Annotated in this window: 19 protein-coding genes; 6 read left to right on the plus strand and 13 right to left on the minus strand. The window is 68.5% G+C overall.

Annotated elements, in window-relative coordinates:
• Nucleotides 1-32 precede the first annotated feature (32 nt).
• Genes pyrE through TBU01S_RS08600 form a run of 3 tightly spaced genes read left to right on the plus strand, consistent with a single transcriptional unit; the run spans nucleotide 33 to nucleotide 2,142 of the window.
• On the plus strand, nucleotides 33-677 hold the full coding sequence (gene pyrE / locus TBU01S_RS08590; protein WP_068636321.1) for an orotate phosphoribosyltransferase: 645 nt from the start codon (nucleotides 33-35) through the stop codon (nucleotides 675-677).
• Complete coding sequence (locus TBU01S_RS08595) at nucleotides 658-1,338, plus strand: hypothetical protein (protein ID WP_068636232.1); 681 nt, start codon at nucleotides 658-660, stop codon at nucleotides 1,336-1,338. Before pyrE ends, TBU01S_RS08595 begins: the two co-directional genes overlap by 20 nt.
• Before the next feature lie 12 nt (nucleotides 1,339-1,350).
• A complete protein-coding gene (locus tag TBU01S_RS08600; RefSeq protein ID WP_068636233.1) occupies nucleotides 1,351-2,142 on the plus strand; it encodes an NAD-dependent deacylase in 792 nt (263 codons plus the stop codon).
• Nucleotides 2,143-2,255: 113 nt separating this feature from the next.
• Here the strand turns inward: TBU01S_RS08600 and TBU01S_RS08605 are convergent, their stop codons facing one another.
• The 4 genes from TBU01S_RS08605 to TBU01S_RS08620 form a co-directional block, all read right to left on the minus strand.
• Nucleotides 2,256-6,137: a DUF3683 domain-containing protein gene (locus TBU01S_RS08605; RefSeq protein WP_068636234.1), complete on the minus strand. Its 3,882-nt coding sequence runs from the start codon at nucleotides 6,135-6,137 to the stop codon at nucleotides 2,256-2,258.
• 242 nt (nucleotides 6,138-6,379) lie between these two features.
• Complete coding sequence (locus TBU01S_RS08610) at nucleotides 6,380-8,689, minus strand: DUF3141 domain-containing protein (protein ID WP_083953522.1); 2,310 nt, start codon at nucleotides 8,687-8,689, stop codon at nucleotides 6,380-6,382.
• 139 nt (nucleotides 8,690-8,828) lie between these two features.
• Entirely contained in the window at nucleotides 8,829-9,065 is a 237-nt protein-coding gene (locus tag TBU01S_RS08615) for a hypothetical protein (protein WP_068636235.1), read from the minus strand.
• Between the two features lie 79 nt (nucleotides 9,066-9,144).
• Nucleotides 9,145-9,549 carry a YqaA family protein gene (locus TBU01S_RS08620; RefSeq protein WP_068636236.1) on the minus strand — a complete coding sequence of 135 codons (405 nt, stop codon included), beginning with the start codon at nucleotides 9,547-9,549 and terminating at the stop codon, nucleotides 9,145-9,147.
• A gap of 115 nt (nucleotides 9,550-9,664) precedes the next feature.
• Here TBU01S_RS08620 and TBU01S_RS08625 point away from each other — a divergent pair, with 115 nt between their 5' ends.
• Nucleotides 9,665-10,027 (plus strand): PsiF family protein, encoded by a 363-nt coding sequence (locus TBU01S_RS08625; RefSeq protein ID WP_245650875.1) that lies wholly within the window; start codon nucleotides 9,665-9,667, stop codon nucleotides 10,025-10,027.
• Between the two features lie 97 nt (nucleotides 10,028-10,124).
• Here TBU01S_RS08625 and TBU01S_RS08630 read toward each other — a convergent pair whose 3' ends face one another.
• The 3 genes from TBU01S_RS08630 to TBU01S_RS08640 form a co-directional block, all read right to left on the minus strand.
• Nucleotides 10,125-10,991, minus strand: coding sequence for an FHA domain-containing protein (locus tag TBU01S_RS08630; protein ID WP_068636323.1), 867 nt, complete (start codon nucleotides 10,989-10,991; stop codon nucleotides 10,125-10,127).
• Nucleotides 10,992-11,087: 96 nt separating this feature from the next.
• Nucleotides 11,088-12,038: a tRNA 2-thiocytidine(32) synthetase TtcA gene (gene ttcA, locus TBU01S_RS08635; protein WP_068636237.1), complete on the minus strand. Its 951-nt coding sequence runs from the start codon at nucleotides 12,036-12,038 to the stop codon at nucleotides 11,088-11,090.
• A 60-nt stretch (nucleotides 12,039-12,098) separates the two neighbouring features.
• Complete coding sequence (locus tag TBU01S_RS08640; RefSeq protein ID WP_068636238.1) at nucleotides 12,099-12,884, minus strand: pteridine reductase; 786 nt, start codon at nucleotides 12,882-12,884, stop codon at nucleotides 12,099-12,101.
• 104 nt (nucleotides 12,885-12,988) lie between these two features.
• Between TBU01S_RS08640 and TBU01S_RS08645 the strand changes: the two genes are divergently transcribed.
• Nucleotides 12,989-14,164, plus strand: coding sequence for a class I SAM-dependent methyltransferase (locus TBU01S_RS08645; RefSeq protein WP_068636239.1), 1,176 nt, complete (start codon nucleotides 12,989-12,991; stop codon nucleotides 14,162-14,164).
• A 10-nt stretch (nucleotides 14,165-14,174) separates the two neighbouring features.
• Here TBU01S_RS08645 and TBU01S_RS08650 read toward each other — a convergent pair whose 3' ends face one another.
• The 5 genes from TBU01S_RS08650 to TBU01S_RS08670 form a co-directional block, all read right to left on the minus strand.
• Entirely contained in the window at nucleotides 14,175-14,978 is an 804-nt protein-coding gene (locus TBU01S_RS08650) for an alpha/beta hydrolase (protein ID WP_068636240.1), read from the minus strand.
• Nucleotides 14,979-15,146: 168 nt separating this feature from the next.
• Nucleotides 15,147-16,403 carry a multifunctional CCA addition/repair protein gene (locus tag TBU01S_RS08655; RefSeq protein WP_068636241.1) on the minus strand — a complete coding sequence of 419 codons (1,257 nt, stop codon included), beginning with the start codon at nucleotides 16,401-16,403 and terminating at the stop codon, nucleotides 15,147-15,149.
• On the minus strand, nucleotides 16,403-17,047 hold the full coding sequence (locus TBU01S_RS08660) for a glutathione S-transferase family protein (RefSeq protein WP_068636242.1): 645 nt from the start codon (nucleotides 17,045-17,047) through the stop codon (nucleotides 16,403-16,405). The genes TBU01S_RS08655 and TBU01S_RS08660 overlap by 1 nt, the downstream gene beginning before the upstream one ends.
• 158 nt (nucleotides 17,048-17,205) lie before the next feature.
• Nucleotides 17,206-18,165, minus strand: coding sequence for a complex I NDUFA9 subunit family protein (locus TBU01S_RS08665; protein ID WP_068636243.1), 960 nt, complete (start codon nucleotides 18,163-18,165; stop codon nucleotides 17,206-17,208).
• Between the two features lie 41 nt (nucleotides 18,166-18,206).
• Nucleotides 18,207-20,153: a lytic transglycosylase domain-containing protein gene (locus TBU01S_RS08670; RefSeq protein ID WP_068636244.1), complete on the minus strand. Its 1,947-nt coding sequence runs from the start codon at nucleotides 20,151-20,153 to the stop codon at nucleotides 18,207-18,209.
• Nucleotides 20,154-20,190: 37 nt separating this feature from the next.
• Here TBU01S_RS08670 and TBU01S_RS08675 point away from each other — a divergent pair, with 37 nt between their 5' ends.
• On the plus strand, nucleotides 20,191-20,817 hold the full coding sequence (locus TBU01S_RS08675) for a 5-formyltetrahydrofolate cyclo-ligase (RefSeq protein WP_245650876.1): 627 nt from the start codon (nucleotides 20,191-20,193) through the stop codon (nucleotides 20,815-20,817).
• A 40-nt stretch (nucleotides 20,818-20,857) separates the two neighbouring features.
• On the opposite strand, the gene ilvA is transcribed toward TBU01S_RS08675, so the two are convergent.
• On the minus strand, nucleotides 20,858-22,378 hold the full coding sequence (gene ilvA / locus TBU01S_RS08680; RefSeq protein WP_068636245.1) for a threonine ammonia-lyase, biosynthetic: 1,521 nt from the start codon (nucleotides 22,376-22,378) through the stop codon (nucleotides 20,858-20,860).
• Nucleotides 22,379-22,445: the final 67 nt, after the last annotated feature.

Here is a 22,445-nt window from a genome sequence, read left to right on the forward strand (position 1 = left end):
TTCCAGAAATGCTGCACAGCAGCCGGACAGCCGTGGATTTTAGCCGGGATTTCATCGCTCTCGCCTGTCGCAAGGGGGTGCTGCGCTTCGGCGCCTTCGTGACCAAGGCGGGGCGCAACTCGCCGTATTTCTTCAATGCCGGTCTGTTCGACGACGGTGCCTCCTTCCGCGAGCTGTGCGGCTACTACGCCCGCGCGATCCGCGCTTCGGGCGTGGCCTGCGACATGCTGTTCGGGCCGGCCTACAAGGGCATCCCGCTGGTCGCCGGCACGGCGATCCGCCTCGCCGAGGACGGCATCGACCTGCCGTTCGCCTTCAACCGCAAGGAAGCCAAGGACCATGGCGAAGGCGGCACCCTGATCGGCGCGCCGCTGAAGGGCGGCGTGCTGATCCTCGACGACGTGATCTCGGCCGGCACTTCGGTGCGCGAGTCGGTGGAGATCATCCGTGCCGCGGGCGCGACGCCGGCAGGCGTGGTGATCGCTCTCGATCGCATGGAGCGCGGCAAGGGGGCGCTGTCGGCGGTGCAGGAAGTACGCGAGCAGTTCGGCATTCCGGTGATCGCGGTGGCGACGCTCGAAGACCTGATCGCCTACCTGGCCGACAGTCCCGAGCTTGCGGCGAACCTGGGTGCAGTGCAGGCCTACCGCGAACAATATGGCATTGCGTCGAACTGAGCAGCCGTCCGGCAGGGGCGTGCTGGCGGGCGTGCTGGCCGCTGCGGCGCTGATGGCCGCCGATGGGGCGCTGGCCCAGGCGCAAGGCGGGCGCGTGATCTATTGCTGCGACGTCGGCAGCCAGGCGGTCTGCGGCGACATCCTGCCCCCTGTCTGCTATGGCCGGGCCTATCGCGAGATGAATCCATCGGGTACCGTGCGCCGCATCGTGCCGGCACCCTTGACCACCGAGGAAATCGCCCGGCGCAATGCGCTGGAACGGGAGCGCCGCGCCCAGGAGGCGCTCCGCCTGAAGCAACTGCGCATGGACGAGGCCCTGCTCGAAACCTATCGCAGCCTGCAGCATCTCGACGAGCGGCGCGACCGGGAAATCGGTGCGCTGGACAAGTCCATCCAGATCCTGCGCCAGCGCGAGGCCGAACTGATCGAGCGCCAGCACGAGCTGATCGAGGAAGCGTCGCGGGCGGGCGAGGGCAATGCCGACCCGGTGATCGAGGAGAACATCCGCAGCCTGGACGGCGAGATCGTCGCCCAGCGCAGCGTGATCGATGCCAAGATGCGCGAGCGCTCGGCGATACTCGACCGTTTCGACGAGGACCGGCAGCGCTACATCGAGCTGACCTCGCCCGCCTCTTCCGCCCCGCAGCCCGGGGTGCGCTGAGTTCCTCGAGCCATGTACCGCGATCATCCGGATCCCGAACTGGACCGCGTCGCCACGCTGCTGGCCCGGGCGCAGCGCATCCTCTTCATCACCGGCGCGGGCATCTCGGCCGATTCCGGCCTGCCCACTTACCGCGGCATCGGCGGCCTGTACCACGAGCGCCTGACGGCCGAAGGGCTGACGATCGAGGAAGCGCTGTCGGGCGAGATGATGGCGCTGCGGCCCGAGGTCTCGTGGAAATACATCGCCGAGATCGAGGCCAACTGCCGCGGCGCCCGCCCCAATGCCGCGCACCGCCTGATCGCCGCGCTCGAGCAGGAGAAGCCGATGGTCTGCGTGCTGACGCAGAACGTCGACGGCCTGCATGCCGATGCCGGCTCGCGCAACCTGATCGAGATGCACGGCACGGTGCACCGCCTGCGCTGCGACGACTGCATGAATGCGCGCCGGGTGGCCGATTACGCCGGGCTGCAGATCCCGCCCGAATGCCCGCGCTGCGGCGGCATCATGCGGCCGGACATCGTGCTGTTCGGCGAGCAGTTGCCGCAGCGTGCGCTGGAGCGCCTGGAGCACGTATTGCAGCAGCAGCTCGACCTGGTGATCTCGATCGGCACCACCAGCGTCTTTCCCTACATCGCCGGGCCCGTCGTATGGGCGGCGCAGGACGGCGTGCCGACGGTGGAGATCAATCCGGGCGATACCGAGGTCAGCAGCATCGTCCGCCATCGCCTGCGCATGACCGCGAGCGAAGCGCTGCGCGCGCTGTGGGACCGAACCCATCCCAGCGAAGCTGCCGAAGGCTGAAGCTGCGCTGCCCGGCGTGATGGCTGGGTCGTCCGGCCTTGCTGTAGCGGGGTCGAATGCAAAGGGCCGGGGTCTTGCGATCCCGGCCCTTTGCTTTGCTGCGTCGCCTCCGCCTACAGCAGCACGCGCTCGATGCCGCCGTTGTTGGCCTTGCCGACGTAGTCGGGCAGCCAGTTCTCGCCGAGCAGGTGGCGGGCGAGTTCGACCACGATGTAGTCGGGCTCGACGCCGCCGGCGTCGTTGGCGTAGCGGTGCATGCCCTGCAGGCAGCTCGGGCAGGAGGTCAGCAGCTTGATGCGGGCGTTGGGGTCATCCTCGCGCAGCTTGGCCGCGCCCTTCTCGATCTCTTCCTGCTTGCGGAAGCGCACCTGGGTCGAGATGTCGGGGCGGGCGACGGCGAGCGTGCCGGATTCGCCGCAGCAGCGGTCGGACAGGTCGACGCGCGTGCCCATCAGCTCGTTGGCCACCTTGATGCCGGAATGCACCTTCATCGGCGTGTGGCAGGGCTCGTGGTACATGTACTTCACGCCTTGCACGCCGTCGAGCTTGACGCCCTTTTCCATCAGGTACTCGTGGATGTCGAGCAGCCGGCAACCGGGGAAGATCTTCTCGAACTCGTACTTCTGCAACTGATCCATGCAGGTGCCGCAGGACACGATCACGGTCTTGATGTCGAGATAGTTCAGCGTGTTGGCGACGCGGTGGAACAGCACGCGGTTGTCGGTGGTGATCTTCTGGCCCTTTTCGTCCTCGCCGGCGGCGGTCTGCGGGTAGCCGCAGCACAGGTAGCCCGGCGGCAGCACGGTCTGGGCGCCGACGTGGTAGAGCATGGCCTGGGTGGCCAGCCCGACCTGGCTGAACAGGCGCTCGGAGCCGCAGCCGGGGAAGTAGAACACCGCTTCAGACTCGCCGTTGACTTTCCGCGGGTCGCGGATCACCGGGATGACCTTGTCGTCCTCGATGTCGAGCAGCGCGCGGCTGGTGCGCTTGGGCAGGTTGCCGGGCATCGGCTTGTTGATGAAGTGGATCACCTGGGCCTTGATCGGCGGCTTGCCGAGCGTCGCCGGCGGTGCCTTCAACTGCTGCTGGATCAGGCCGAACTTTTTCGCCATGTCGTGCGCCCAGCGCTGGGCCTTGTAGCCCCAGCCCATCATGCCGACGCGCATCGCCTTGATCGTGGCCGGGTCCTTGATGGTCAGGAAGGCCATCGCCGCCGCCTTGCCCGGATTGAACGACTTCTTGCCCTGCTTGCGCAGCAGGTTGCGCATCTTGATCGACACGTCGCCGAAGTCGATATCCACCGGACAGGGCTTCTCGCACTTGTGGCAGATCGTGCAGTGGTCGGCGACGTCCTCGAACTCGGCCCAGTGCGCCAGCGACACGCCGCGGCGGGTCTGTTCCTCGTACAGGAAGGCCTCGATCAGCAGCGAAGTGGACAGGATCTTGTTGCGCGGGCTGTACAGCAGGTTGGCGCGCGGCACGTGGGTGGAGCACACCGGCTTGCACTTGCCGCAGCGCAGGCAGTCCTTGATGTCGTGGGCGATGTCGCCGACGTCGGTCTGCTCCATGATGATGGACTCGTGTCCCATCAGGTTGAAGCTGGGGGTGTAGGCGTTGTCCAGGTTGCCCTTGATCGGCCCCTGGCGCATCAGCTTGCCGCGGTTGAAGCGGCCTTCCGGGTCGACTTTCTGCTTGTACGCCCAGAACTCGCCCATTTCCTCGTCGGTCAGGTAGTCGAGCTTGGTGATGCCGATGCCGTGCTCGCCCGAGATCACGCCGTCAAGGCTGCGCGCCAGCGCCATGATGCGGTCGACCGCGCGGTTGGCGGTCTGCAGCATCTCGTAGTGGTCGGAGTTGACCGGCAGGTTGGTGTGCACGTTGCCGTCGCCGGCGTGCATGTGCAGCGCGACGAAGACGCGGCCGCGCAGCACTTCGCGGTGGATGTCGGCGATGCGGGCGAGGATGCGCGCGAACAGCGCGCCGTCGAAGACCTGCTCGAGCAGCGGGCGCAGCTCGGTCTTCCACGACACGCGGATCGAGTAGTCCTGCAGGCGGTGGAACAGCACCGGATCGGCGGCGCGGTTGCTGAGTTCGCCGGCGTCGATGCCGTAGTCGGCGAACTGCGGCTCGGCTTCGGCCAGCGCCAGGTCGAGGTTGTCGAGCAGCCACTGCCAGCGCCGCCGCACCGCGGCGACGTAGGCCAGCGCCTGGGCGCGGTGGTCGGCGATCAGCGTCTCGCGGTCGACGATCTCGTCCTTGACGTCGAGCGGCAGTTCGCCGCGCAGGAAGGTTTCCAGCGTGTCGCACAGCTCGATCTTGTTCTGCAGCGACAGCTCGATGTTGATGCGCTCGATGCCGTCGCAGTACTCGCCCATGCGCGGCAGCGGGATGACCACGTCCTCGTTGATCTTGAAGGCGTTGGTGTGGCGCGAGATCGCCGCAGTGCGGCTGCGTTCGAGCCAGAAGCGCTTGCGCTGCTCGGGGCTGACGGCGATGAAGCCTTCGGCGCCGCGGCTGTTGGTCATGCGCACGACGTCGGAGGCGGCCTGCATCACCGCGTTCTCGTCGAAGCCGACGATGTCGCCGATCAGCACCATCTTCGGCCGGCCGTGGCGCTTGGCCTTGGTGGCGTAGCCGACTGCCTTGACGTAGCGTTCGTCGAGGTGTTCGAGGCCGGCCAGCAGCACGCCGGCGAGGTTGCCGGCGCCGCCCGGCTTGAAGTAGTCGGTGATCTCGACGATCGCCGGCACCGCCTCGCGCACCTGGCCGAAGAACTCCAGGCACACGGTGCGGGTGATCGGCGGCATCTTGTGCAGCACCCAGCGCGCGGCGACGATCAGGCCGTCGGTGCCTTCCTTCTGCACGCCGGGGATGCCGCCGAGGAACTTGTCGGTGACGTCCTTGCCCAGGCCGTCCTTGCGGCAGTGCGCGCCGGGCATCGACAGCACCTCCTCGCCCAGCGGCTTGTAGCTGAGGCCGTCGAAGCGGCGCAGGCGGAAGCGCGCGGTGTGCTGCTCGTGGATCTTGCCGAAGTTGTGGTCCAGGCGCTCGACTTCCAGCCAGTTGCCGTCCGGCGTGACCATCTTCCACCACGCCAGGTTGTCGAGCGCGGTGCCCCACAGCACGGCCTTCTTGCCGCCGGCGTTCATGGCGATGTTGCCGCCCACACAGGAGGCGCTGGCCGAGGTCGGGTCGACCGCGAACACGCGGCCGGCCAGCGCCGCCGCCTCGGACACGCGCTCGGTGACGACGCCGGCGCCGGTGCGGATCGTCGCGTAAGGCGAATCCATCGGCCTGCCTTCGGCATCGGGCAGCACCATGTCCTCGACCGCGCCGATGGCGATCAGCTTCTCGGTGTTGATCACCACCGAGTCGGCGTCCAGCGGCACGGCGCCGCCGGTGTAGCCGGTGCCGCCGCCGCGCGGGATGATGGTGAGGCCGAGCGTGATGCATGCGCGCACCAGCGGCGCCATTTCCTCCTCGGTGTCGGGGTAGAGGACGACGAAGGGGTACTCGACGCGCCAGTCGGTGGCGTCGGTGACGTGCGACACGCGGGCGTGGCCGTCGAAGCAGATGTTGTCGCGGCGGGTGTGGCGCGACAGCGCCTTGAGCACCGACTTGCGCCGCCGCGCGGTGGCGTCGAACCAGCTCTCGAAGCTGGAGATGGCATCGCGCGTGCGTGCGATCAGCAGGGTCACGCGGTCGTTGCCCTGGCGGCGCTTCTCGATCTCGGCCAGGCGGTGGTTCAGCGCGCCGATCAGCGCCTCGCGCCGCTCGCGGCTGTCGAGCAGGTCGTCCTCGAGGTAGGGGTTGCGGCGCACCACCCAGATGTCGCCGAGGACTTCGTACAGCATGCGCGCCGAACGGCCGGTGACGCGCTCCGCGCGCAGTTCGTCGAGCACCGCCCAGGCTTCGCTGCCGAGCAGGCGCATGACGATCTCGCGGTCCGAGAACGAAGTGTAGTTGTACGGAATTTCGCGCAGGCGTTGGGTCATCGGGATACCGGGAGAGCTGCTGCTGGGGAACGTGCCATTTTAGCCCACCGCAGTGCACCATGCAGCAAAAAACAAAACCTTACCGGGAGCGTGGGCACGCGTCGGCATGCTGGAGCCGGTTCAGCGTGCGGTGGGGATCAGCCGCTCACCAGCTTCGCCACGCCGGCGCTGATCATCACGACGTCCACGGTCTCCATGCGGAAGGGGCTCCTGTCGGTTGCGCGGCTGCCTGGGCCGCAGGGCTACTCGGTTGTACGGCGGCCGGCGGGCCTGCGCGGCCTGGTTTTTCCGCTCGAGGCTTTGCCGGTTCCGCCTGCCGCCGTCGTTCCTGCGGCAGTTTCCGTCGTTGCTTGGTGCGCCACCGCTTCGAATGCATCCAGCATCTGCCGAAGGCGCTCGGCTTCGCCGGCCGACAAGGGATCGCCGTGTCCGGTCATCGATTCCAGCACCTGGGCTGCGCTGCGGATGTCGTCCGGCGCCGCCTGCGCGAGCAGTTGCGGCAATGCTGCCAGCGCAGCCTGCGCGTTGCGGCGTATCAGCAGGGCCTGGCCGCGGACGTGCTGGCGGAATGCCGCGAAGTCGAAGCCGGGCTGGCTCACCCGCGGCTGGAGCAGGCTCCAGGCGTGGCGGAAGAGCCGCTCGTCGCTGCCGCCGCGCTCCTGCAGCACGTAGAACAGCGCGCGTTGCGTCGCTTCGACCAATCCGCCCGTCGTCATCTCGGCGTCCTGGCGAGCGAGCTCGCGGGCGAGATAGTCCCTGTGCTCCGGGGAACTGCCCGGATGCGATCGTGCCGGGGAGGCGTCATGCTGGCTGCGGCCTGCCAGTGCCTGCACCGCGGGCGAACCGTAGATGGCATCGAAGACCCGCGCATACATGAGGTCGCGCTGGTCGCGGTAATGGTCGAGGAAGCGCTCGATCGCACTGGACACCGCTTCCTGCACCTGCAGGAAGGGGTTGTCGGCTGCGGCCGGCTGCCGATGCCCGCGTACCCATTGCGCCTGCGCAGCCACCGGAGCGGCGAGCGGATTGCGGTCCGACCACGACTCGTAGCCGACCCGCAGCGGATGAAAAAGCTGCTGCCAGTGTGCGCCCAGCGGCGTCGCCAGCGTCTGGACCCAGGGCTGCATCAGATTGCGGTAGAACGCCAGGTTGATCTCCGAGATCCGCGCCGCTGCGGCGAAGCGGGCGTCGCGCCGGGGATCGGGTCTGACGATGCCGCGCACCTCCTCGACGCCACTCTTGCGCAGCCGCATCAGGTATTCGTCACCGGCCAGTTCGTCCGCCGGCATGCCGTCGGGCCGGTCCTCGACGGTGGCGCGGTAGATGCCGGCCGGCAGCAGGTCGATGATGTCGATGTTGCCGGCGAATTCGTTGTGTTCCTTGCGGCCGACGCTGCCCGAGACGAAGATGCCCAGGTGGCCGATGCTGTCGTGGGTGGCGAAGACGATGGTCTGGTCGTGGCCGACGACGTCGTCGTCGTCCCGGTAGAGGTCGGTGATCCAGCCCAGCGCCTGCCCCGGTGGCGTGATGTTGTCGCCGTAGGAGCAGAACACCACGATCGGCGAGCGGATGTTGCGGAAGTCGATGCGCAGGCCGTCGGAGGTGGTCAGCTCGGCGTTCGACAGGCGGTTGCCGATGAACAGATTGTCGACGATGTATTGCATCTCGCCGCCGTCCAGGAACACATGCCCGCCCCAGTATTTCTCGAACTCCAGGTAGCGCGGGCCCTCGGTGTCGACCTTGGCGTAGACGCCGTACTGCTTGGTCCACAGCGTGTTGGCCGGGTCGAGCTGCTCGAAGTTCTGCACCAGCCAGGCGCCGTCGAAGCGGCCGTTGCCGAGGTCGCTGGTCATCGCCGTCAGCCAGCTGCCGCCCATCAGGCCGCCGGCGTAGCGCATCGGGTTGTCGCCGGCCCAGTAGGACAGCGGCGTGCCGGCGACGATGATCGGGCCGAACAGCTCCGGCCAGATCGATGCCGTCATCAGCACCTGCCAGCCGGCCTGGCAGTTGCCGATCACCGCCGGCTTGCCGACGCTGTCCGGATGCAGTTCGGCGACCTTGCGCAGGAAGGCGGCTTCCGCGCGCATGACGTCCTCGATCGTCTGGCCCGGCACCGGATCGGGCAGGAAGCCGACGAAGTAGCACGGGTGCCCGGCCTTCAGCGCCGCACCGATCTCGCTGTCCGGCTTGAAGCCGCCGATGCCCGGACCGTGGCCTGCACGCGGATCGACGACGACGAAGGGGCGCTTGCGGGGATCGATCCGGATGCCGGCGGGCGGCACGATGCGCGCCAGTCCGTAGTTCGCCGGCTGCGGCAGGCTGAGCCCGGACATTACCAGCTCCGCCTCGAAGTGGAGCACGTTGGGCACCCTCTCCAGCATGTGCGCGCGGTACTGGTTGCCGCGCTGGCGCCGGATGTCCGCATACAGGATGGAGCGCTGCCAGGCGTCGGTGGCGTATTCGGTCGCTGCCGTTGCCAGTGCGAACGGATTCATCCAGCGGCTCCAGTTCGGCACGATGGCCGCGACGGCTGTCTTTTCGGGTTCGTTCATGCGGATGCTCCTTGGATGGTCTTGCCCGGTTGCGGTCGGCAAGCCGGCGCTCGTCACTCCTGACCGCTTGAGGCCGTTGACCGTTCCTGAGTGCCGGGGACCTTGCCCACGGCCTTCTGGATGGCGACGTAGCGGGTATTCAGCCGCCTTCGGCTTGCAGGTCGCGGCGGGCCTGCAGATGGCTGCGCTGGCTGCCGAGCACGGCGGCGAGGCCGGCGGTGCCGCTGCCGTAGCGGGCCTGTGCCAGTTGCCAGGCATCACCGGCGCTTCGCACGCGGAGCGCCAGTCGGTGAGTCTTTTGCTGCTCTGCAGTATAACTGCTCAGGGCGCCGCCGATTTCCCGCCAGGCCTCGAGCACGGTCGGCTGGCAGCTCACCGCGGCTTCCTTCCAGTTCGCGCAGTTGCACCACGCTCTTGCGCCGGCCGCACGTCGCCGGCATGCGCGGCGCCAGCTCTCACGCCATCAACCAGGCGATCGCGCCGTAGCGCAAACCTTTCCCCAAGGCCATCCAGGCCATGCAGGCGAGCCAGTTCAGGCGCAGCACGCCTGCCGCAGCGCACAGCGCGTCGCCGATCAGCGGTACCCAGGACAGCAGCAGGATCAGGCTGCCGTGGCGGCGCACCAGTTCGAGCCGCGGCGGCAGCTCCTTGCGTGGCAGCAGGCGGCCGAGGGCATACGTGCTCATGCCGCCCGCGGTGTTGCCGAGGGTCGCCAGTGCGAGTGCGGGCAGGCTCAGGTCCGGCCGAAGGACGACGAGGCCGGCGAACACCGCTTCCGAGCCGCCGGGCAGCAACGTTGCGGCGAGGAAGGCGGCAAGCGTCAGCGAGCCGAGCAGGGCGAGATCGGTGTCAGCGCCCATGGCAGGGGCGGCAGTGCGCCGCTGATGATGACGTTCGATTCAAATAAATTGACATTAGAATATGACGAAAGCAGAATCGGGCCGCAGCCTTGCTGCGTATCCCAGAGGAGATTCGATGATGAAGAACACATTGCACGCTTTTGTCGCCAGCCTTGCCGTCCTGATGCTGGCTCCTGCCGATGCATTGGCCAATCCGCAGCACGAGCGCATGAGGAATTGCAATGCCGAAGCCAAGGCGCAGGCGCTGAAAGGCGATGAGCGGAAAGCGTTCATGAGCACTTGCCTGAAGGGCAAGCACGCCGCGGCGGAGACGGGGGCTGCAGCCGCCGCGCCGGTCGCCGCCGAGCAGCCGGTTTCCCAGGCCGCGGTGCCGGATGACGGTGCCGACAAGAAGAAGGTCTGCAACCAGGCGGCGACCGAGCAGTCGCTGACCGGCGCCAAGCGCAAGGCCTTCATTGCCGAGTGCACCAAGGCCTGACGGGTTCTTTCTGGACATGCGCCGCCGACTCGCCAAGGGCGGGGAGGCGGCGCAATGCTTCGTGGGCGCCGGGAGATGGCGTGGCGGGGACTCGATCTCAGACGATGTCGAAGAACACCAGGTCGCGCTCGATTTCATCGGCGGAGAAGCCACAGCCGATCCGGCCAGGGCCGCGCAGCACCAGCTTGTCGTGACGGATGCGGCGCTCCTCGCCGCCTTCGATCGACACGAAAGTGCCGTTGGTGCTTTCGTCGATGAGGGTGAAGCCCTCGCGCTGCCGCTCGATGCGCGCATGCTGGCGCGAGGCGCGAGGGTCCATGATCACGATGTCGTTGCCCAGTTCGCGGCCCAGCAGCAGGACCGGCCGCTGTTCCTCGACGAACACGACGTCCTGCTGGTGGCGCAGGCGCAGGCGCTGCGACAGCCGTGCGGTGGGCGGGATGGACGTCACCGTGCCCATGCGCTGGGCGATGGCGTAGATCGGCCAGTCGAGCGCCTGCAGGGCCGGTGCCTGCAGCGGATGGGCGCTCGCGGTGTGGCGGGCGGCGGGCGTCAGCAGCAGCACTGCGGTGCTGCTGGCCAGTGCCTGTTCCGATTCGGCGTGGGCGGCGATGCGCTGGGCGATGTCGATGCCTTCCCCCGTTCCCTGCGATGGATCGACGATGCCGTAGTGCAGGCCGATCCGCACCGGTTGGCGCAGCCCGTTCATGCTCGGCAGGTTCCTGATCCGGTCGAGCATGTCGCTTGCCGCGAGCACGCCGGTGTCGCAGCGCTCGAAGGCCGCCACGATCGAGCCGCCCTGCTGCTGCAGCACTTGGCCGCCGTGTGCGGCGATTGCGCGCTCGATGCGGTTCAGGCAGCGTTCGGCCGCATGGCTGGCTTCCGTGCTGCCGAGGCGTGCGACGAAGCTGTCGTCGGCAAGCGCATTGGCGGCGAGCACGCAGAGGTTCTTGCGGTCGGGCATGGCTTCGATGTCGTCTGGATGCAGGGAGCGTGCGTGGCAGCGTCCAATGATGTTGAAATGCGGCCTGTTGCGCAAGCCCTCGCCGGGGCAGCGGCTTCAGTCCGCATCCTGCAGCCGCGACACGATCTGGACGGCCTGCGGCACCAGGCGCGGCAGTTCGGGCGGATCGAAGGCGGTGTCGCCTTCCTCCACTTCCGTCTGCTGCGTGAGACCGGTGAAATCGAACAGGCGCTGATCGGCCAGGTGCGAGGGCACGACGTTCTTCAGCGAGGTCGCCAGCGATTCGATGCGGCCGGGGAAGTCGCGTGCCCAGCCCTGCAGCATCGCCTTGATCTGCTTGCGCTGGGCGTTTTCCTGCGAGCCGCACAGGTTGCACGGGATGATGGGGAAGTCCATCGCGCGGGCGAAGCGGGCGATGTCGGCCTCGGTGCAGTAGGCCAGCGGCCGGATCACGACGTGGTTGCCGTCGTCGCTGACGAGCTTGGGCGGCATGGCCTTGATCTTGCCGCCGAAGAACATGTTGAGGAACAGCGTCTCGAGGATGTCGTCGCGATGGTGGCCGAGCGCGATGCGGGTGGCGCCGATTTCCTTCGCAGTGCGGTAGATGATGCCGCGGCGCAGGCGCGAGCACAGCGAACAGGTGGTCTTGCCTTCCGGGATCTTGTCCTTGACGATGGAATAGGTGTCTTCGGTGACGATGCGGTAGTCGACGCCGATCGATTCGAAATAGCCCGGCAGCACGTGGTCGGGAAAGCCGGGCTGCTTCTGGTCGAGGTTCATCGCCACGATGCGGAAATCGACCGGCGCGCGTTCGCGCAGCGCCAGCAGGCAGGACAGCAGCGTGTAGGAGTCCTTGCCGCCCGAGATGCAGACCATCACGGTGTCGCCGTCGCCGATCATGCCGTAGTCGCCGATGGCTTCGCCGACGCTGCGTTCCAGCTTCTTCTTCAGGCGCAGGAAGGTGTTCGAATGGCGGGCTTCCGGCCCGGCTCCGGTGGCATCGGCGGCGGGAGCAAGGGTTTCAAGCGGGGCGGTGACTGCGTTCACGGGGCGGCTCGATCAGTGAAAAAAAGCGAAGAATTATACACTTGGCGCTGTCCGCCGGACCTAGAGGTGGGCGCTGCGGCCGCCGTCGACGGCGATGATCTGGCCGGTGACGTAGGGGGCATCGAAGATCAGGAAGCGCACCGTGCGGGCGATGTCCGCTGCCGAGCCGGTGCGCTTGAGCAGGGTATCGCCGATGATCCGCTGGCGTTCCTCGGCGGAGAACTGGCCGTCCTCCGGCCATTCGATCGGCCCCGGCGAGATGCCGTTGACGCGCGCTTCGGGCGCCAGCTCGATCGCCAGCGCGCGCGTCAGCCCGGCCAGTCCGGCCTTGGCCGCGCTGTACACCGGGTAGTGCGGCAGCGGCCGTTCGGCGTGAATGTCGACGATGTTGACGATGGCGCCGTACCGGCGCCGGATCTCGGGCGCCAGCGCCTGCGACAGGAACAGCGGACCCATCAGGTTCGAGCCGACCAGTTCGTCCCAGGCGGCGCGGTCGATGCGGCCGAGCGGCGTGGGGAAGAAGCTGGAGGCGTTGTTCACCAGTCCGTCGATGCGGCCGAAGTGGGCGAGGGCGGCGGCGGCGACTTCGTCGGCGGTGCCGAAACGGGCGAGATCGCCGCCGACGGTGGCGGCCGAGGCGGCGCGTTGCGTGTTCAGTTCCGCCGCGAGCCTTTCAGCCTCGTCGCCGCTGTTGCGGTAGTGCAGCACGACGCGGGCGCCGGCGGCGTGCAACTGGCGGGCGATCTCGGCACCGACGCGGCGGGCGGCGCCGGTGACGAGGACGACGGGGGCGCTGCCCGTGGCGGGCGCGTTCGGATCGGTCTTGGAAGGATCGAGAAGCGTCATGTCGGATCGAAGTGTCGAAGGTTTTGGTCTGCCCACGGCATGAGCATGGACGATCGGGCTTGCCGGTACAATCCCGCACTTCCGTTTCACTGCCTGCCGCGCCCATGTCCTCATTGCCCCAGCCCTCCGCCGATGCGCTCGATCAGAGCTCCCGCCTGCTCCGACTCGTCGAGGCCGACATCGATGCGGCCGGCGGCTGGCTGCCGTTCTCCCGCTACATGGAGCGGGTGCTGTACGCACCGGGCCTGGGCTATTACAGCGGCGGCGCGCGAAAGTTCGGCCCCGGCGGCGATTTCATCACCGCGCCCGAACTCACGCCGCTGTTCGGCCAGGCGCTGGCCGCCCAGGTCGAACAGGTGATGCGGGCGAGCGCGCCGCAGGTGATCGAAGTCGGCGCCGGCACCGGCCTGCTCGCCACCGACCTGCTGCTCGAGCTGGAGCGCCGCGGCTGCCTGCCCGAGCACTACGGCATTCTCGAACTGTCGGGCGAACTGCGCGAGCGCCAGTTCGACACCCTGGCGCAGAAGGCGCCGCATCTGGCCGCGCGGGTGCGCTGGCTGGACGAACTGCCCGGATGCTTCAGCGGCGCGGTGGTGGCGAACGAAGTGCTCGACGTGATGCCGGTGCATCTGCTGGCTTCGCGCGCGGAGGGCCTGTTCGAGCGCGGCGTGGGGCTTGCCGACGACGGCGCCGGCGGGCGCCGCCTGTGCTGGGCCGACGTGCCGGCGGCAGGCGCGGTGTGCGAGGCCGCGCAGGCGCTGGCGCTGCCCGCGCCCGCCAGCGGCGAGTACGTGACCGAGCTGAATCTGGCCGGAGGCGCCTGGGTGGCGGCCTGGGCCGAGCGGCTGGAGTGCGGGGCGATGCTGCTGATCGACTACGGCTACCCGCGCGCCGAGTACTACCTGCCTTCGCGTTCAGGCGGCACCTTGCTGTGCTACTACCGCCATCATGCCCACGGCGATCCCTTCCTGTGGCCGGGGCTGAACGACATCACCGCCTTCGTCGATTTCACCGCAGTGGCGGAAGCGGGCTTCGCGGCGGGGCTGGACGTGCTGGGCTACACCTCCCAGGCCCATTTCCTGTTCAACTGCGGCGTGCTCGATTGCCTGGCGCGGCGCGGCCCGCAGGAAAGCGCCGACTACATCCGCGCCGCGCGGGCGGTGCAGCGGCTGACGGCGCCGCAGGAGATGGGCGAACTGTTCAAGGTGCTGGCGCTCGGCCGCGGCATGGCCGAACCACTGCAGGGCTTCGCCCGCGGCGACCGGCTGCACACCCTGTAGGCACGCCGCTTCAGCAGCGCTGCGCCTGCAGCCAGGCGGCGATGCGCTCGGCGACTTTTTCCCAGTCGCGCTCGAGCATCAGGCCGTGCCCCATGCCGGGGAAGATCTCCGCCTCGCGGCCATAGGTCATGGCGGTCATCCGTACCTGGTCGGGCGGGATCAGAGTGTCGTGTTCGGCGCCGAGGATCAGCATCGGCACCTTGCGTACCTGCATCGGGTTGGGCAGGTTGAACAGCGTCATGTCCCAGATCGCGCGGTGCGATTCGGGCTGGCACAGGCTGTAGTAGCGCTGCAGGTCGCGGGCGTCCACCGGCTGGTGGAACAGCGCCTCGCGCAGGCTGTCGATGTCGATGTCGTTGCCGGCCATGATGCGGTTGAGGTCGCTCATCAGCGTGGGGCGCTGCATCATCAGGCCGAGCGCCGAACTCATCAGCCCTTGCGGCGGCACCGAGGACATCAGCACGGCTGCGGGCGCGTCGTGCCGCTCGAGGTATTTCTGCACCACCAGGCCGCCCATCGAGTGGCCGACCAGCACCGGCGGCGCCGGCAGCGATGCGGCCACTTCGGCGACGTCGCGCACGTAGTCGTCGATGGAGTAGGTGTCGAGATGTTCCGGCTGCCGGCTGTAGCCGTGGCCGGACAGCGACACCGCGTAGGACGTCCAGCCGCGCGCGGCGAACCAGGGCAGGAAGTGCTCTTCCCAGCACCAAGCCGACACGTAGGCGCCGTGCACGAACAGCAGCGGCGTCGCATGGACCGGGGTGGCGGGCGAGTGGCAGAGGACTTCGAGGTCACCGAAGCGGCGAGTGTTCATTTGGGCTCCTGGGGAAGAGGGCGGCAGGCGCGGCACGGGGGCGTTCGTGCTCGGCGGAGAAGAGACGTGATGCGCTTTTTGTTCTTGAGGGGTGTCGTATCCGCTGTTGTGTCTGAAGTCGCAGGCCGATTTTTGCACGCAGCCTGCCGCGGCGCCAAGCCGAGTGGTTCACGTTCGCGTAATGTTTGCCGGATTCGGGCTGGCGGCAGAAGCGCGGAGGCCGAGCGCGCGCACCGCGTCGACCCGGGCGGCGTGGATGGCCTGCGGTATCCGGTCCTTGTTGGCGCAGCTGCGCGCGATCGCGCCGGCGTCGAGGCTGCGCACCGCGTCCAGCGCCGCCAGCCAGGCCGCGCGCGGCGCCCATTCGGGCCGCGGGCCGCCGCCGCGGCCGAAGTAATCGCAAGCCGCCGCATCGAGCGCGAGCGCGAAGCGTTCCGGCCGCCGCAAGGCGTCGCAGCGCTCCAGCACCTTGACCATGGTCTCGGGCCGCAGGATCGCCGCCTGGCCGAAGATGCCGTGCTCGCGCGCGACCATTTCGGCCAGGTCGCGGCAGTCGGCCGGCGCTTTCAGCCGCATCGACACTTCGCGCGCGCGCCGCGCGCTGGCCTGCTCGTGGCCGTAGTGGTGCGGCAGGATGCCGGCCGGCGTGTCGCCCTTGCCGAGATCGTGCAGCAGGCAGGCCCAGCGCACGGCGAGCGGCTGCCGGGTGGCGGCGGCATGGTCGATGACCATCATGACGTGCTCGCCGGTGTCGATCTCCGGGTGGTGCTGGGCGGGCTGGGGCACGCCGAACAGCCTGTCCACTTCCGGCAGGATGTGGGCAAGGGCGCCGCAGTCGCGCAGGCTGCGGATCATGCGCGAAGGCTTGTCCTCCATCAGGCCGCGGGCGAACTCCTGCCATACCCGCTCGGCGACGAGGTGGTCGACTTCGCCGGCCTCGACCATCCGGCGCATCAGCGCGAGCGTTTCCGGCGCGGTGCCGAAGTCGGCGTAGCGCGCGGCGAAGCGCGCCACCCGCAGGATGCGCAGCGGGTCTTCGGCGAAAGCCGGCGAGACATGGCGGAACACCCGGGCTTCGAGGTCGCGGACGCCGCCGTAGGGGTCGATCAGGCTGCCATCGGCGTCGCGCGCGATGGCGTTGATGGTCAGGTCGCGGCGCAGCAGATCCTCTTCGAGCGTGACCTCGGGCGAGGCATGGCAGACGAAGCCGGCATAGCCCTTGCCCGATTTGCGCTCGGTGCGGGCGAGAGCGTATTCCTCCTGGGTCTGCGGATGCAGGAAGACCGGGAAATCCTTGCCCACCGGGCGGAAGCCCCGGGCCAGCATGTCCTCGGGAGTGGCGCCGACCACCACCCAGTCATGGTCGGTGACCGGCAGCCCGAGCAGGGCGTCGCGCACCGCGCCGCCCACCACGTAGCACTGCATCAGTCGTACAGGTCCTCGGCCGGGATCGATTCGGTCTCGGCGCGTGCCGCCGCCGCCCAGTCCTGCATGTGCGGATTGGCCAGCATCGTGGCGAGGTACTCGCCGGCAGCGCCGTCCGGCTGCACGCCATAGGTCTGGAAGCGGAAGCAGACCGGCGCGAAGGCGGCATCGGCGAGGCTGAAGCGGCCGAACAGGTAAGGGCCGCCCTGGCCGAAGCGGGCGCGGCAGTCGTTCCAGATCGCGGTGATGCGGGCGATGTCGGCATCGACTTCCGGCGTGTGGCCGAAGCCGCGGTAGTCCTTGCGGATGTTCATCGGCATCTTGCTGCGCAGGGCCTGGAAGCCGGAGTGCATTTCCGCGGTGACCGAACGGGCGGTGGCACGCGCGGCAGCGTCGGCGGGCAACAGCGCGGGCTGCTTCTCGGCGAGGTATTCGCCGATCGCCAGCGAATCCCATACCAGCACGCCGTTGTCGTTGAGGCAGGGCACCTTGCCCGAGGGCGAGTGCGCCAGGATGCGTTCGCGGCTGCCCGGGATGAACAGCGGGATGTCGATTTCCCCGAAGCTGAAGCCGCCTTCGCGCGCGGCGAGCCAGGCGCGCAGGGACCAGGACGAGTAATTCTTGTTGCCGATGATGAGCTTCATGGCCGACTCCGGGTGGTTTGTGTGGTTAGCGGCAATGCTGTTCACTCAGGAGATTCCCGCTTGGCGTAGGAGCGGCTTCAGCCGCGAAAGGCGCTTGTTCGCGGCTGAAGCCGCTCCTACGGTGAAAGAAGCTCCTGCTTGAACGAACGGTATTGGGCTTAGCGGCGCGCGTGGCGCCGGAAGGGATAGTAGCGCGAGCGGACGGTTCCATCGCCCAGCCAGCTCGGCACCACCGCTTCGATGGAGGTCGGCTGCAGGCCGAACGGTAGCGGCGCGCCGTCGGTGACGACGTTGTCGACACGCATCGAGCGGACATTGTCGCGGCTCATCAGCGGCTGGGGCGCGAGCTCCAGCAGGCTGGCCTGCAGCATCGCCAGGCCTTCCGGCAGGCCGATCACCGGGCGCGGCTTGCCGATCTGGGCGGAAACGTATTCGACGAGCTGGCGCAGGGTGTAGACCCGGGGGCCGGCGACGTCGAAGATCCGGCCGGCCGCGCCCGGCGTGCTCAGGCTGCGCCAGACGACTTCGGCGACGTCCTCGACGTAGACCGGCTGGAAGCGGGTATCGGCGCCGGCCAGCGGCAGTATCGGGAAAGCCGAGGCGAGATCGGCGAACAGGTTGAGGAAGCGGTCGTCGCGGCCGAAGATCACCGAGGGCCGCAGGATGACCCAGTCGAGGTCGGCGCCGGTACTGCGGATCGCCGCTTCGCCCGCGGCCTTGGAGCGCTGGTAGCCGGAGGGGCCGTCGGCACTGGCGCCGAGCGCGCTGATGTGCACCAGCCGGCGTATGCCGGTGTTGCGGCAGGCGGTGACGATCTTCTTCGGCAGTTCGACGTGGGCCTGGGCGAAATCGGGGCCATAAGGTTCGCCGCCGCGCGAGTGCAGGATGCCGACCAGATTGACCACCGCGTCGGCGCCGGCGAGCAGATGTTCCAGCGTGGCGGGATCATGCACATTGGCTTCGACGGCCTCGACCGTCGGCAGCAGCACGACGTGGCCGGCACGGCTGCGGCGGCGGGTGGGGACGACGACCTGGACGCCGGCTTCGACGAGGCGGTTGGCGACGGCATGACCGACGAAGCCGGTGCCGCCGATGAGGACGACGCGTTTGATGTTCATGGCAGGGACTCGCTGTTGTTGCTCGATCGGAAAAGCTGTGTTCATTCGCTGGCCGGGCGCGGGCCGATCACGCCCAGCCGTGCTTTCAGCGACTGGGGCCGGTGCTCGAACATCGCGCCGTAGATGACTGCATTGACCATCACCTTCTTGACGTAGTCGCGCGTCTCGTTGAAGGGGATGGTCTCGATGTAGATGGCCGCTTCGAGCGGCTTGTCGTCGCGCCAGCGGCGGGCACGCCCCGGGCCGGCGTTGTAGCCGGCGCTGGCCAGCACCGGATGATCGTCCAGGTCGTTCAGGATCAGGCGCATGTAGCTGGTGCCGAGCAGCACGTTGGTGCTGGGGTCGTTCAACTGGCGGGGATGGTAGCCGCGCAGGCCGATCTTGTTCGCCACCCATTTCCCGGTCGCCGGCATCACCTGCATCAGGCCCTGGGCGCCGGCGCTGGAGCGGGCCGGGACGACGAAGCGGCTTTCCTGGCGCATCAGGCCGTACACCCAGCCCAGGTCGAGCCCCTGCATATGCACCTGCGGCTCGATCAACTCACGATAGGGGGTCAGGAAGCGCAGCGCATAGTTTGCGCGCGGGTTCGACAGTTCGGCGCTGTTGATGGCGCGGTCGTAGAGCTCGTTGCGCAGCGCGAGGTGGGCGGCGGCAAGGCGGAAGGTTTCGTCGCGGCCGCGCAAGGCCCAGGTCCATTCGCGGGTCGCTTCGGTGCGCAGGCCGAGCCGGTACAGCGCGAGGGCGCGGCGCAGCGCGGGATCGTTCTCGGCCTCGTCGAGCGGGGGCACGGCAAGCGAGTCCCCGCTTGCGGGAAGCGCAAAGGGCCGGCCGAGTTCCTCGGCGGCGAGGATGCCGTAGAAATGCGGTTCGGCGGCAATATGGCTGAACAGCGCCTCGGCGTCGCCGGCGCGGCCGGCGGCAGCATGCGCACGTCCGAGCCAGTATGTCCATTCGGGCTGCTGGCGCTCGGATTCCGGCATCGCTTCGATGGCCGTGCGGACGGCGGCCCAGTCTCCGGCCCGCAGCGCGGCGCGCACGCGCCAGGCACGCTGCAGCGGCGTCAGCTCGGCATTGCCCACCGCTCGGTAGAAGGCCATCGCCTCGGGCATCTGGTCGATGGCGGCATGCATGGCGATGACGGCCTGGATGTCGCCGCGCTCCTCGCTGCCAAGGCGGTCCTGCAACTGCAGCAGGCGGGCATGGGCGAGGCGGGCGTCCTGCCAGGCGATGCGTGTCAGTGCGGCGAGGACGAGCTCCCGGCCGGCGCGGGTGACGGCGAAATTGGCCGGCAGGCGGTCGAGCCAGGCGGCGGAAGAGCGCAAGGCCTGTTCGGCATCGGCGGCGGCCGGCGCGATTTCGGCGGGCAGCCAGTTCCAGCTCAGCAGCGCATCGTCGGGTTTGCGCGTGTCGGCCTGGCGGCGCGCACGGCGCCAGAGCGCGTCGTCATCGACCCTGCCGGTGGCATGGGTGGCACGCAGCGCGGTGTCGCAGGCCGCCGGCGCATTGTCCAGCGTGCGCCATTCCAGCGCGACTTCGTCGAGCGCGCGGGTGTCGCCGGTCATCAGGCGGGCGGTCCAGTCCGTGCAGCGCGTTTCGCGGTCGGGATTCAGCAGGCCGGGATAGAGCGCCGTGAAGCGCGTCCAGTCGCCATCCGTCGCCAGCCGGCGCAGCCAGTCGGCACGCAGGCGCTCGGCCAGCACGGTGCCGGCTTCCCGCTGCAGGAAAGCCTCGAGCTCCCGCGCCGGGGGAGGCAGTTCGGGGCGCGCCAGCACATTGACGAAGCGCCAGTAGCGGACGTAGGCATCCAGCACGTGCGGGCTGGACTCGGCGGCGAGCACGTCGAGCGTGTCGCGGTCCCCCTTGCGCACCGCCTCGTGAGCGGCGACGATGCGATCGTCGCCGAAAGCCCGCGGCACCTGGGCCGGCGCCGTCGCCGGCAGCAACATCCCGGCGACGCAGAGCGCAGCCGCCATCAAGCCCGTTTTCATACTTCCCCTGCTCTCCATTGCAAGCAACCATACCACAGTGACGAAGCCTGTTTCCGACCCCGCCGATGACATCGAGAAACGCCGCAGATTCCTGCGGCAGCAGGCAATCCAGGCCCGCGAGGCGCTGGACGAGGCGCAGCGGGCACGGCTCACCGCGCGCCTGTCAGCCCATCTCGGCGGCGTGATCGACGAACTGGCGCCGCGTACGCTGGGTTTCTGCTGGCCTTTCCGTGCCGAACCCGATCTCAGGGACTGGGTCCGGCACTGGCTGGCCGGCGATGCGCTGCGCGTGGCGGCCTTGCCGGTGGTCGTCGCAGCAGGGGCGGCGATGCATTTCCGCCGCTGGACGCCGGGGGCCGGGATGGTGTTCGACCGCCATGGCATCCCGCATCCGGCGACGCCGGAGGAGGTGGCGCCCGAGGTCGTGATCGTGCCGCTGAACGCCTTCGATGCGGCCGGTTACCGCCTGGGTTACGGTGGCGGCTATTTCGACCGCACGCTGGCGGGGATGGACGTGATTGCCATCGGCGCCGGCTTCGAGCTGGGCCGCGTGCCGAGCGTGCTGCCGCAGCCGCACGACCGGCCGATGGACTGGATCGTCACGGAAGCGGGGGCAGTCCGCGCTGGCGCGGTACCCATCGGCACGGCCCGCGCCAGCCGCTGAAACGCGCGCAGCACACCGCCGGAAACCCGGCGGAAGAGCGTCAGGCGGCGAGGAACAGCCGGTAGGCGGGGTTGTCGGTCTCGGCCACGTATTCGTAGCCGAGCCGTTGCAGGAAGTCCTCGAAGGCTTGCGTGTCCTCGGGCGGAACCTGCATGCCGATCAGCACGCGGCCGTAGTCCGAACCGTGGTTGCGGTAGTGGAACAGCGAGATGTTCCAGTCCGAATGCAGCTTGGAGAGGAAATTCATCAGCGCGCCCGGCCGTTCGGGGAAGACGAAGCGGTAGAGCACTTCGTTCTTGGCCTGCGGCGAGCGGCCGCCGACCATGTAGCGGCCGTGGGTCTTGGCCAGTTCGTCGTCGGTCAGGTCGATCGCCGGCAGTTCGTGGCGTTCGAGCATTTCCACCAGGCGGCCGGCTTCGTTGCGGTTGTGCACCGTGACGCCGACGAAGATGTGGGCCTGCTCGGGGTCGGCGTAGCGATAGTTGAACTCGGTGATGTTGCGGTTGCCCAGCAGGCTGATGAACTTGCGGAATGCACCCGGCCGCTCCGGAATCGTCACTGCCAGCACGGCTTCGCGCTGTTCGCCGAGCTCGGCGCGTTCGGCGACGAAGCGCAGGCGGTCGAAGTTCATGTTGGCGCCGGAGGCGACGGCGACCAGGTTCCTGTCGCGCAGCTTGTGGCGCTTGGCGTATTCCTTGGCACCGGCAATGGCGAGCGCGCCCGAGGGTTCGAGGATCGAGCGGGTGTCCTCGAAGACGTCCTTGATCGCGGCGCAGATGGCGTCGTTGTCGACGACGATCATCTCGTCCACGTACTGCTGGCACAGGCGGAAGGTCTCGGCGCCGACCTGCTTGACCGCGGTGCCGTCGGCGAACAGGCCGACCTGTTCCAGTGCCACGCGCTTGCCGGTGGCGAGCGACTGCGTCATCGCGTCGGCGTCGACGGTCTCGACGCCGATGATCTTCGTCTCCGGGCGCACCCGCTTGACGTAGGCCGCCACGCCGGCGAGCAGTCCGCCGCCGCCGACCGCACAGAAGATGGCATGGATGGGCCTGGCATGGGCGCGCAGGATCTCCATGCCGATCGTGCCCTGGCCGGCGATGACGTCCGGGTCGTCGTAGGGATGGACGAAAGTCAGCTTCTCGCTCTTTTCCAGTTCCTGCGCATGGGCGTAGGCGTCGGAATAGGATTCGCCGGCGAGCACGACTTCGCCGCCGCGCGCCTTGACCGCGTCGATCTTGATCTGGGGCGTGGTGCTGGGCATCACGATGACGGCGCGGGTGCCGAGCCGTGCCGCCGACAAGGCGACGCCTTGGGCGTGGTTGCCGGCCGAGGCGCAGATGACGCCGCGCTTCAGGGCCTGCGGCGACAGCCGCGCCATCTTGTTGTAGGCGCCGCGGATCTTGAAGCTGAACACCGGCTGCATGTCCTCGCGCTTGAGATGGATGCGGTTATGCACGCGCGCGGACAGGTTGGCGGCGAGATCGAGCGGCGTCTCGACGGCGACGTCGTAGACGTGGGCGTTGAGAATGCGCTCGAGGTAATCCGTGGGGGTGCTCATCGAAGGCTCGCGGGGCAGCAAAGCCGTCGAGGTTAGCAGCCGATGCGGCACTGCGGCAATAGCACCG

The sequence above is a fragment of the Thauera butanivorans NBRC 103042 genome (assembly GCF_001591165.1).
Classification (GTDB): domain Bacteria; phylum Pseudomonadota; class Gammaproteobacteria; order Burkholderiales; family Rhodocyclaceae; genus Thauera; species Thauera butanivorans.

Excerpts from the sequence above, each read along its gene's own strand:
- TBU01S_RS08605 (WP_068636234.1), bottom strand. The coding sequence starts at position 6,137 with ATGACCCAACGCCTGCGCGAAATTCCGTACAACTACACTTCGTTCTCG.
- TBU01S_RS08600 (WP_068636233.1), top strand. The coding sequence starts at position 1,351 with ATGTACCGCGATCATCCGGATCCCGAACTGGACCGCGTCGCCACGCTG.
- TBU01S_RS08650 (WP_068636240.1), bottom strand. The coding sequence starts at position 14,978 with ATGAACACTCGCCGCTTCGGTGACCTCGAAGTCCTCTGCCACTCGCCC.
- TBU01S_RS08660 (WP_068636242.1), bottom strand. The coding sequence starts at position 17,047 with ATGAAGCTCATCATCGGCAACAAGAATTACTCGTCCTGGTCCCTGCGC.
- TBU01S_RS08670 (WP_068636244.1), bottom strand. The coding sequence starts at position 20,153 with ATGAAAACGGGCTTGATGGCGGCTGCGCTCTGCGTCGCCGGGATGTTG.
- TBU01S_RS08630 (WP_068636323.1), bottom strand. The coding sequence starts at position 10,991 with ATGCCCGACCGCAAGAACCTCTGCGTGCTCGCCGCCAATGCGCTTGCC.
- TBU01S_RS08655 (WP_068636241.1), bottom strand. The coding sequence starts at position 16,403 with ATGCAGTGCTACGTGGTGGGCGGCGCGGTGCGCGACGCCCTGCTCGGG.
- ilvA (WP_068636245.1), bottom strand. The coding sequence starts at position 22,378 with ATGAGCACCCCCACGGATTACCTCGAGCGCATTCTCAACGCCCACGTC.
- TBU01S_RS08625 (WP_245650875.1), top strand. The coding sequence starts at position 9,665 with ATGATGAAGAACACATTGCACGCTTTTGTCGCCAGCCTTGCCGTCCTG.
- TBU01S_RS08620 (WP_068636236.1), bottom strand. The coding sequence starts at position 9,549 with ATGGGCGCTGACACCGATCTCGCCCTGCTCGGCTCGCTGACGCTTGCC.
- TBU01S_RS08610 (WP_083953522.1), bottom strand. The coding sequence starts at position 8,689 with ATGAACGAACCCGAAAAGACAGCCGTCGCGGCCATCGTGCCGAACTGG.
- TBU01S_RS08645 (WP_068636239.1), top strand. The coding sequence starts at position 12,989 with ATGTCCTCATTGCCCCAGCCCTCCGCCGATGCGCTCGATCAGAGCTCC.
- TBU01S_RS08640 (WP_068636238.1), bottom strand. The coding sequence starts at position 12,884 with ATGACGCTTCTCGATCCTTCCAAGACCGATCCGAACGCGCCCGCCACG.
- TBU01S_RS08595 (WP_068636232.1), top strand. The coding sequence starts at position 658 with ATGGCATTGCGTCGAACTGAGCAGCCGTCCGGCAGGGGCGTGCTGGCG.
- TBU01S_RS08665 (WP_068636243.1), bottom strand. The coding sequence starts at position 18,165 with ATGAACATCAAACGCGTCGTCCTCATCGGCGGCACCGGCTTCGTCGGT.